The organism is uncultured Georgenia sp. (genome assembly GCF_937958535.1).
In the GTDB taxonomy this organism is placed as follows: Bacteria; Actinomycetota; Actinomycetes; order Actinomycetales; family Actinomycetaceae; genus Oceanitalea.
Genome location: NZ_CALGNQ010000230.1, coordinates 1 through 3,492, shown reverse-complemented (window position 1 = coordinate 3,492; position 3,492 = coordinate 1). Strand labels below are relative to the sequence as shown.

The window sequence follows — 3,492 nt, the reverse complement described above, 5'->3', positions numbered from 1 at the left end:
ATCGACAGCTCCGACGAGTGGATCCGCCAGCGCACCGGCATCATCGAGCGCCGCCGCGCGTCGGAGGACCAGACCCTCGCCGACATGACCGAGGAGGCGGCCCGTAAGGCGCTCGCCGAGGCCGGTGTCGAGCCCTCCCAGGTGGACGCCGTCATCGTCTCCACCGTCACCCACCTGGAACAGACGCCCGCCCTGTCCGCGGTGATCGCCGACCGGATCGGGGCCACCCCCGCGGCTGCGTTCGACATCTCCGCGGCGTGCGCGGGCTACTGCTACGGCATCGCACAGGCCGACGCCCTCGTCCGGGCCGGCACCGCGCGGCACGTCGTCGTCGTGGGCGCGGAGCGGATGTCGGACATCATCGACCCGACCGACCGCTCCATCTCCTTCCTCCTCGGCGACGGCGCGGGCGCCGCCGTCGTCGGGCCCTCCGACACCCCGGGCATCGGCCCGACGGTGTGGGGCTCGGACGGCGGGCAGGCCGACGCCATCAACCAGACCCACTCGTGGCTCACCTTCCGCGACGGCTCGGACACCTCCTGGCCCACGCTGCGGCAGAAGGGCCCCACGGTGTTCAAGTGGGCGAGCTTCGAGATGGCCAAGGTCGCCGGCGCGGCGATCGAGGCCGCCGGGCTCACGCCGGAGGACATCGAGGTCTTCCTCCCGCACCAGGCGAACATGCGGATCATCGACCAGCTCGCCAAACGGGTGGGGCTGTCCGACTCCGTCGTCATCGCCCGCGACATCGCCGAGACCGGCAACACCTCCGCCGCCTCGATCCCCCTCGCGGCCGAGCGGCTGCAGCGGGAGGGCAAGGTGGAGCCCGGGGCGCTCGCCCTGCAGATCGGCTTCGGCGCCGGGCTCGTCTACGCCGCCCAGGTCGTGGCGCTGCCCTGACGGGCGCGTCGCCGACCGCGGCGGCCGCCTCGTTGCACCACACTGTTCCCCGTCCCACCCACACCGAAATTGGAGTAACCCGTATGGCTCACAGCGAGCAGGAGATCCTCACCGGCCTGGCCGAGATCGTCAACGAGGAGACCGGTCTGCCGGTCGAGTCGGTCCAGCCGGACAAGTCCTTCACCGACGACCTCGACATCGACTCGCTGTCGATGATGACGATCGTCACGCTGGCCGAGGAGAAGTTCGAGGTCCGCATCCCGGACGAGGAGGTCGCCAACCTCACGACCGTCCAGGACGCCGTCTCCTTCATCCAGAACGCCCAGCAGGCCTGACCCATCCGGCCGGGGCGGCACCACGGGCCGCCCCGGCCGACCACACCCGAGGAGCACACAATGGCCACCCCCACCGTCGTCATCACCGGTCTCGGAGCCACCACGCCGCTGGGCGGGGACGTGCCCTCGACCTGGAGCGCCGCCCTCGCCGGGAAGTCCGGTGTCCGCACGCTCGACAACGACTGGGCCGAGCGGTACGAGATCCCGGTCGACTTCGCCGGCCAGCTCGCCGTGCCGACGTCCGACGTCCTGGCGCGGACCGAGACCCGCAAGATGGACCCCAGCGCCCAGTACGCCGTCGTCGCCACCCGCGAGGCGTGGGCCGACGCCGGCTCCCCCGAGGTCGACGGCGAGCGCCTGGGCGCCGTCGTCGCCTCCGGCATCGGGGGCGTGTGGACGCTGCTCGACGCGTGGGACACCCTCAAGGAGCGCGGGGCGCGACGCGTCCTGCCGCTGACCGTCCCGATGCTCATGCCCAACTCCCCGGCCGGCTACGTCTCACTCGAGGTCGGCGCCAAGGCCGGGGCCCACTCCCCTGTGTCCGCGTGTGCCTCGGGCGCCGAGGCGATCGCCTACGGGGTGCAGATGATCCGCTCCGGGCGGGCCGACGTCGTCGTGGCCGGGGGCACCGAGGCGGCCATCCACCCGCTGCCGATCGCTGCCTTCGCCAAGATGCAGGCGCTGTCCACGCGGACCGACGACCCGGCCGGCGCCTCGCGCCCCTACGACGTCACCCGCGACGGATTCGTCCTCGGTGAGGGCGCCGGGATCGTCGTCCTGGAAAGCGCCGAGCACGCCGCCGCCCGCGGTGCAAAGGTCTACGCCGAGGTCATCGGCGTGGGGATGAGCTCGGACGCCTACGCCATCGCCCCGCCGGACCCGACCGGCGCCGGACAGGAGCGGGCCATGCGCCTCGCCCTGGAGGACGCCGGCGTCACCGGGCGCGACGTCGTCCACGTCAACGCCCACGCCACGTCCACCCCGGTGGGCGACGGGATCGAGGCCAAGGCCATCCGGCGCGCCCTGGGCGGCGAGGCCGACCACGTCACCGTCTCGGCGACCAAGTCGATGACCGGCCACCTCCTCGGCGGCGCCGGGGCGCTGGAGACCATCTTCACCGTGCTGGCGATCAAGGAGCGCACGGCCCCGCCGACGATCAACCTCACCGAGGTGGACGCCGACATCGACATCGACATCGTCCGCGACACCCCGCGTGAGCTGCCCGCCGGTGACATCGTCGGCTTCAACAACGCCTTCGGGTTCGGCGGCCACAACGTCGCCCTCGCCGTCCGCAACGTCTGACCAGGTCTCTCGCCGGGCCTGCGCTGCGGCGGAACCCCTCCCAGCACCAGAAGCGCATTCTGGGCTGCCGCAGCGCCGACCCGCGGAGCCGTCCTGACCGCAGTGGTCGCGACGGTCACCCCGCACCGCTGCCCAGTGCGGATCTTCGCACCGTCCTCGACGCCGTCCGGGGCCTCGGAATCGCTCGCTGCGAGCTCGGGTCACGGTAGGTGTGTCGCGAAGGGTCAAGCTGACCCATCACGTGGATCACCCTGACTCGGTCCCAACGACATCACCGCTCCCCCTGCGCTCGCTTCCCCCCCGTCCGGGCCGGCCCCGACATCCCAGGCTTCGAGAGCAGGGCACAGTATGTGTGCCACGAAGGGTCAAACTGACCCACCACGTGGATCACCCTGACTCGGTCCCGACCACATCACCATGCCCCCGCCGGGGAGGGGCCGGGGGTCAGCCGACGCGGTGGAGCCAGCGCACCGGGGCGCCGGCGCCGGCGTAGCGGAAGGGCTCGAGCTCGTCGTCCCACGCCTGACCGAGAGCGAGGTTCATCTCGTGGCGCATGCGGGCGGGGTCGGAGGCGAACTCGAGTGCCGCCCGGATCCGGTCCTCGGGGACGACGACGTTGCCGTGCGCGTCGGTCTGGGCGTGGAAGATGCCCAGCTCGGGGGTGTGGGACCAGCGTCCGCCGTCCACCCCCGGTGAGGGGTCCTCGGTGATCTCGTAGCGCAGGTGGTTCCAGCCGCGCAGGGCCGAGGCGAGGCGCGCACCCGTGCCGACGGGCCCCACCCACGAGTACTCCGCCCGGAACATCCCCGGCGCGGCGGGCTGAGGCGTCCACTCGAAGGAGACCCGGCCGTCGAGCACCGTGCCCGCCGCCCACTCCACGTGCGGACAGAGCGCGCGGGGCGCAGAGTGCACGAAAATGACGCCGCGGGTGATGGCACCATTCATGTCGACCCTCCTG

At 72.3% G+C, this 3,492-nt stretch carries 4 protein-coding genes; 3 read left to right on the top strand and 1 reads right to left on the bottom strand.

Features of this window, described 5'->3' with window-relative positions:
* The 3 genes from Q0195_RS12165 to fabF form a co-directional block, all read left to right on the top strand.
* The coding region (locus Q0195_RS12165) for a beta-ketoacyl-ACP synthase III (protein ID WP_299278921.1) at positions 1 to 897 on the top strand (897 nt) is incomplete at its 5' end.
* An 83-nt stretch (positions 898 to 980) separates the two neighbouring features.
* Positions 981 to 1,232: an acyl carrier protein gene (locus tag Q0195_RS12160; protein ID WP_299278918.1), complete on the top strand. Its 252-nt coding sequence runs from the start codon at positions 981 to 983 to the stop codon at positions 1,230 to 1,232.
* Between the two features lie 60 nt (positions 1,233 to 1,292).
* Positions 1,293 to 2,534, top strand: coding sequence for a beta-ketoacyl-ACP synthase II (gene fabF / locus Q0195_RS12155; protein ID WP_299278916.1), 1,242 nt, complete (start codon positions 1,293 to 1,295; stop codon positions 2,532 to 2,534).
* A gap of 444 nt (positions 2,535 to 2,978) precedes the next feature.
* Here fabF and Q0195_RS12150 read toward each other — a convergent pair whose 3' ends face one another.
* On the bottom strand, positions 2,979 to 3,479 hold the full coding sequence (locus Q0195_RS12150; protein ID WP_299278913.1) for a DUF3145 domain-containing protein: 501 nt from the start codon (positions 3,477 to 3,479) through the stop codon (positions 2,979 to 2,981).
* Between the last annotated feature and the right edge of the window lie 13 nt (positions 3,480 to 3,492).

Excerpts from the sequence above, each read along its gene's own strand:
- Q0195_RS12160 (WP_299278918.1), top strand. The coding sequence starts at position 981 with ATGGCTCACAGCGAGCAGGAGATCCTCACCGGCCTGGCCGAGATCGTC.
- fabF (WP_299278916.1), top strand. The coding sequence starts at position 1,293 with ATGGCCACCCCCACCGTCGTCATCACCGGTCTCGGAGCCACCACGCCG.
- Q0195_RS12150 (WP_299278913.1), bottom strand. The coding sequence starts at position 3,479 with ATGAATGGTGCCATCACCCGCGGCGTCATTTTCGTGCACTCTGCGCCC.